Here is a 5,507-nt window from a genome sequence, read left to right as displayed (position 1 = left end):
GGGCGTGTTGTTTGAGAACTCAATAGTGTGTTTGGTGGTTTTTGTTTGTTGTTGTTTTTTGCCATGCCTTCGGCGCCCCGTGTTGGGGGTGTGGTGTTGTTTTTGTCGGTTTTTCGGAACTGATGTTTTGAGGATTGTTTCCAAATGGTTTTTGTTTGGAGAGTTTGATCCTGGCTCAGGACGAACGCTGGCGGCGTGCTTAACACATGCAAGTCGAACGGAAAGGCCCTTTCGGGGGTACTCGAGTGGCGAACGGGTGAGTAACACGTGGGTGATCTGCCCTGCACTTTGGGATAAGCCTGGGAAACTGGGTCTAATACCGGATAGGACTACGCACTGCATGGTGTGTGGTGGAAAGCTTTTGCGGTGTGGGATGGGCCCGCGGCCTATCAGCTTGTTGGTGGGGTGATGGCCTACCAAGGCGACGACGGGTAGCCGGCCTGAGAGGGTGTCCGGCCACACTGGGACTGAGATACGGCCCAGACTCCTACGGGAGGCAGCAGTGGGGAATATTGCACAATGGGCGCAAGCCTGATGCAGCGACGCCGCGTGGGGGATGACGGCCTTCGGGTTGTAAACCTCTTTCAGTATCGGCGAAGCTCCCGCATTTTTGTGGGGGTGACGGTAGGTACAGAAGAAGCACCGGCCAACTACGTGCCAGCAGCCGCGGTAATACGTAGGGTGCGAGCGTTGTCCGGAATTACTGGGCGTAAAGAGCTCGTAGGTGGTTTGTCGCGTTGTTCGTGAAAACTCACAGCTTAACTGTGGGCGTGCGGGCGATACGGGCAGACTGGAGTACTGTAGGGGAGACTGGAATTCCTGGTGTAGCGGTGGAATGCGCAGATATCAGGAGGAACACCGGTGGCGAAGGCGGGTCTCTGGGCAGTAACTGACGCTGAGGAGCGAAAGCGTGGGGAGCGAACAGGATTAGATACCCTGGTAGTCCACGCCGTAAACGGTGGGTACTAGGTGTGGGTTTCCTTCCTTTAGGGATCCGTGCCGTAGCTAACGCATTAAGTACCCCGCCTGGGGAGTACGGCCGCAAGGCTAAAACTCAAAGGAATTGACGGGGGCCCGCACAAGCGGCGGAGCATGTGGATTAATTCGATGCAACGCGAAGAACCTTACCTGGGTTTGACATGCACAGGACGCCGGTAGAGATGTCGGTTCCCTTGTGGCCTGTGTGCAGGTGGTGCATGGCTGTCGTCAGCTCGTGTCGTGAGATGTTGGGTTAAGTCCCGCAACGAGCGCAACCCTTGTCTCATGTTGCCAGCACGTTATGGTGGGGACTCGTGAGAGACTGCCGGGGTCAACTCGGAGGAAGGTGGGGATGACGTCAAGTCATCATGCCCCTTATGTCCAGGGCTTCACACATGCTACAATGGCCGGTACAAAGGGCTGCGATGCCGTGAGGTTTAGCGAATCCTTGAAAGCCGGTCTCAGTTCGGATCGGGGTCTGCAACTCGACCCCGTGAAGTCGGAGTCGCTAGTAATCGCAGATCAGCAACGCTGCGGTGAATACGTTCCCGGGCCTTGTACACACCGCCCGTCACGTCATGAAAGTCGGTAACACCCGAAGCCGGTGGCCTAACCCCTTGTGGGAGGGAGCCGTCGAAGGTGGGATCGGCGATTGGGACGAAGTCGTAACAAGGTAGCCGTACCGGAAGGTGCGGCTGGATCACCTCCTTTCTAAGGAGCACCATTTTTTCCCCCGTCCCCGCAACGAGTGTGGGATTCATGATGGTTGGGATAGGTTTGCCGGCGCCTGTAGTGGGTGGTCCGGTGGTGCAGATGTTTTTTTGAGACAGCAACAAGCAATGACACCAACCAGCACGGCCTCTTTGGGGGTGGTGTTGGCCGGTTTTGGCTGGGCACACTGTTGGGTCCTGAGACAACAGGCCCGTTGGTCCTCGTTGGTGGGGGCTGGCCTCCTTTGGTGGGGGTGTGGTGTGTTGTCGCTCCATCTTGGTGGTGGGGTGTGGTGTTTGTTTTGTGGATAGTGGTTGCGAGCATCTAACAGGCAAGACTGTGGTCTTGTTTGTTTTGCAATTTTTGTTTGTTGGTTTTTGTGTTTGTAAGTGTTTAAGGGCGCATGGTGGATGCCTTGGCATCGGGAGCCGATGAAGGACGTGGGAGGCTGCGATATGCCTCGGGGAGCTGTCAACCGAGCGTGGATCCGAGGATGTCCGAATGGGGAAACCCGGCACGAGTGATGTCGTGTCACCCTCCGGTGAATGTATAGCCGGTGGGGAGGTAACGCGGGGAAGTGAAACATCTCAGTACCCGTAGGAGAAGAAAACAAAATGTGATTCCGTGAGTAGTGGCGAGCGAAAGCGGAGGATGGCTAAACCGTATGCATGTGATACCGGGTAGGGGTTGTGTGTGCGGGGTTGTGGGAGCGTTTCGTCTGGGTCTACCTACCTGGAGGGCAGTGAGAAAGTGTTGTGGTTAGCGGAAGTGGCCTGGGATGGTCTGCCGTAGACGGTGAGAGCCCGGTACGTGAAAACCCGATACCTGTCTTGGAGCGTTTCCCGAGTAGCAGCGGGCCCGTGGAATCTGCTGTGAATCTGCCGGGACCACCCGGTAAGCCTGAATACTACTCGATGACCGATAGCGGACGAGTACCGTGAGGGAATGGTGAAAAGTACCCCGGGAGGGGAGTGAAATAGTACCTGAAACCATGTGCCTACAATCCGTCAGAGCCTTCTCTTTTGAGTGGGGTGATGGCGTGCCTTTTGAAGAATGAGCCTGCGAGTCACCGGCACGTCGCGAGGTTAACCCGTGTGGGGTAGCCGCAGCGAAAGCGAGTCTGAATAGGGCGTATCGCATCCGTTGGGGTGTGTGTAGTGGCGTGTTGTGGACCCGAAGCGGAGTGATCTACCCATGGCCAGGGTGAAGCGCGGGTAAGACCGCGTGGAGGCCCGAACCCACTTAGGTTGAAGACTGAGGGGATGAGTTGTGGGTAGGGGTGAAAGGCCAATCAAACTCCGTGATAGCTGGTTCTCCCCGAAATGCATTTAGGTGCAGCGTTGCGTGTTTCTCACCGGAGGTAGAGCTACTGGATGGCCGATGGGCCCTACTAGGTTACTGACGTCAGCCAAACTCCGAATGCCGGTGAGTGTAAGCGTGGCAGTGAGACGGCGGGGGATAAGCTCCGTGCGTCGAGAGGGAAACAGCCCAGATCGCCGGCTAAGGCCCCTAAGCGTGTGCTAAGTGGAAAAGGATGTGCAGTCGCGAAGACAACCAGGAGGTTGGCTTAGAAGCAGCCACCCTTGAAAGAGTGCGTAATAGCTCACTGGTCAAGTGATTGTGCGCCGATAATGTAGCGGGGCTCAAGCACACCGCCGAAGCCGCGGCAATACGTAAGTATTGGGTAGGGGAGCGTCCTGCATCCGGTGAAGCCACAGAGTGATCTAGTGGTGGAGGGTGTGGGAGCGAGAATGCAGGCATGAGTAGCGATGAGGCAAGTGAGAACCTTGCCCGCCGAAAGACCAAGGGTTCCTGGGCCAGGCCAGTCCTCCCAGGGTGAGTCGGGACCTAAGGCGAGGCCGACAGGCGTAGTCGATGGACAACGGGTTGATATTCCCGTACCCGTGTGTGGGCGTCCCTGATGAATCAGTGGTACTAACCACCCAAAACCGCAATGACTCTGATCCTTCGGGTGAGGAGGGTTGTGGGGCTGCGTGGGACCTTCATTGGTAGTAGTCAAGCGATGGGGTGACGCAGGAAGGTAGCCGTACCAGTCAGTGGTAATACTGGGGCAAGCCCGTAGGAAGTCAGATAGGCAAATCCGTCTGGCATATATTCCGAGAGGTGATGCATAGCCGATTGCGGCGAATTCGGTGATCCTATGCTGCCGAGAAAAGCCTCTAGCGAGCACACACACGGCCCGTACCCCAAACCAACACAGGTGGTCAGGTAGAGAATACCAAGGCGTACGAGTGAACTATGGTTAAGGAACTCGGCAAAATACCCCCGTAACTTCGGGAGAAGGGGGACCCTCACACCGTGAACCGGCATGCCCGGGGCAGCGGGAGGGGGTCGCAGAAACCAGTGAGAAGCGACTGTTTACTAAAAACACAGGTCCGTGCGAAGTCGCAAGACGATGTATACGGACTGACGCCTGCCCGGTGCTGGAAGGTTAAGAGGACCGGTTAACCCTTCGGGGTGAAGCTGAGAATTTAAGCCCCAGTAAACGGCGGTGGTAACTATAACCATCCTAAGGTAGCGAAATTCCTTGTCGGGTAAGTTCCGACCTGCACGAATGGCGTAACGACTTCTCAACTGTCTCAACCATAGACTCGGCGAAATTGCATTACGAGTAAAGATGCTCGTTACGCGCGGCAGGACGAAAAGACCCCGGGACCTTCACTATAGCTTGGTATTGATGTTCGATGCGGTTTGTGTAGGATAGGTGGGAGACTGTGAAACCCGCACGCCAGTGTGGGTGGAGTCGTTGTTGAAATACCACTCTGATCGTATTGGACCTCTAACTTCGAACCATGAAGCTGGTTCAGGGACAGTGCCTGGTGGGTAGTTTAACTGGGGCGGTTGCCTCCTAAAATGTAACGGAGGCGCCCAAAGGTTCCCTCAACCTGGACGGCAATCAGGTGTTGAGTGTAAGTGCACAAGGGAGCTTGACTGTAAGACTGACACGTCAAACAGGGACGAAAGTCGGGACTAGTGATCCGGCACCCCCGAGTGGAAGGGGTGTCGCTCAACGGATAAAAGGTACCCCGGGGATAACAGGCTGATCTTCCCCAAGAGTCCATATCGACGGGATGGTTTGGCACCTCGATGTCGGCTCGTCGCATCCTGGGGCTGGAGCAGGTCCCAAGGGTTGGGCTGTTCGCCCATTAAAGCGGCACGCGAGCTGGGTTTAGAACGTCGTGAGACAGTTCGGTCTCTATCCGCCGCGCGCGTCAGAATCTTGAGGAAACCTGTCCCTAGTACGAGAGGACCGGGACGGACGAACCTCTGGTATACCAGTTGTTCCACCAGGAGCACGGCTGGATAGCTACGTTCGGACAGGATAACCGCTGAAAGCATCTAAGCGGGAAACCCACTCCAAGACCAGGATTCTCACCCTCTAGGAGGGATAAGGCCCCCCGCAGACCACGGGATCGATAGACCAGACCTGGAAGCATCGCAAGGTGTGCAGGGAACTGGCACTAACCGGCCGAAAACTTACCAACACACAACAAACAAAACTGTGTTGACCTCGCAACCACACACCACAACCACACCCCACCCCACCACCAAACAAACCAGGTGACACAGGGTGACCAGGAAAACCAGCCCACCCCAGGGCCGGCCAACCCCACCCCAACAAAAATAAATAGAGTTACGGCGGACATAGCGACAGGGAAACGCCCGGTCCCATCCCGAACCCGGAAGCTAAGCCTGTCAGCGCCGATGATACTGCCCACACGGGTGGAAAAGTAGGACACCGCCGAACACAACCCAAAGAAACGCCCCCCGACACAATCGGGGGGCGTTTCCCATTT

General features: G+C 56.3%; 3 rRNA genes. All 3 read left to right on the top strand.

Annotated elements, in window-relative coordinates:
- The first annotated feature begins 152 nt into the window (after positions 1-152).
- The 3 genes from AWC16_RS20565 (at position 153) to rrf (ending at position 5,458) form a co-directional block, all read left to right on the top strand.
- Positions 153-1,689, top strand: a 16S ribosomal RNA gene (locus tag AWC16_RS20565).
- A gap of 383 nt (positions 1,690-2,072) precedes the next feature.
- A 23S ribosomal RNA gene (locus AWC16_RS20560) occupies positions 2,073-5,195 on the top strand.
- A 150-nt stretch (positions 5,196-5,345) separates the two neighbouring features.
- Positions 5,346-5,458: ribosomal RNA gene (gene rrf, locus AWC16_RS20555) — 5S ribosomal RNA — on the top strand.
- The 16S, 23S and 5S rRNA genes sit together here, the layout of an rRNA operon.
- The last annotated feature ends 49 nt before the right edge of the window (positions 5,459-5,507 follow it).

Source organism: Mycolicibacter longobardus, assembly GCF_002102265.1.
In the GTDB taxonomy this organism is placed as follows: domain Bacteria; phylum Actinomycetota; class Actinomycetes; order Mycobacteriales; family Mycobacteriaceae; genus Mycobacterium; species Mycobacterium longobardum.
Note: the sequence above shows the minus strand (reverse complement) of the source record. Positions and strands in the feature narration are given on the sequence as shown.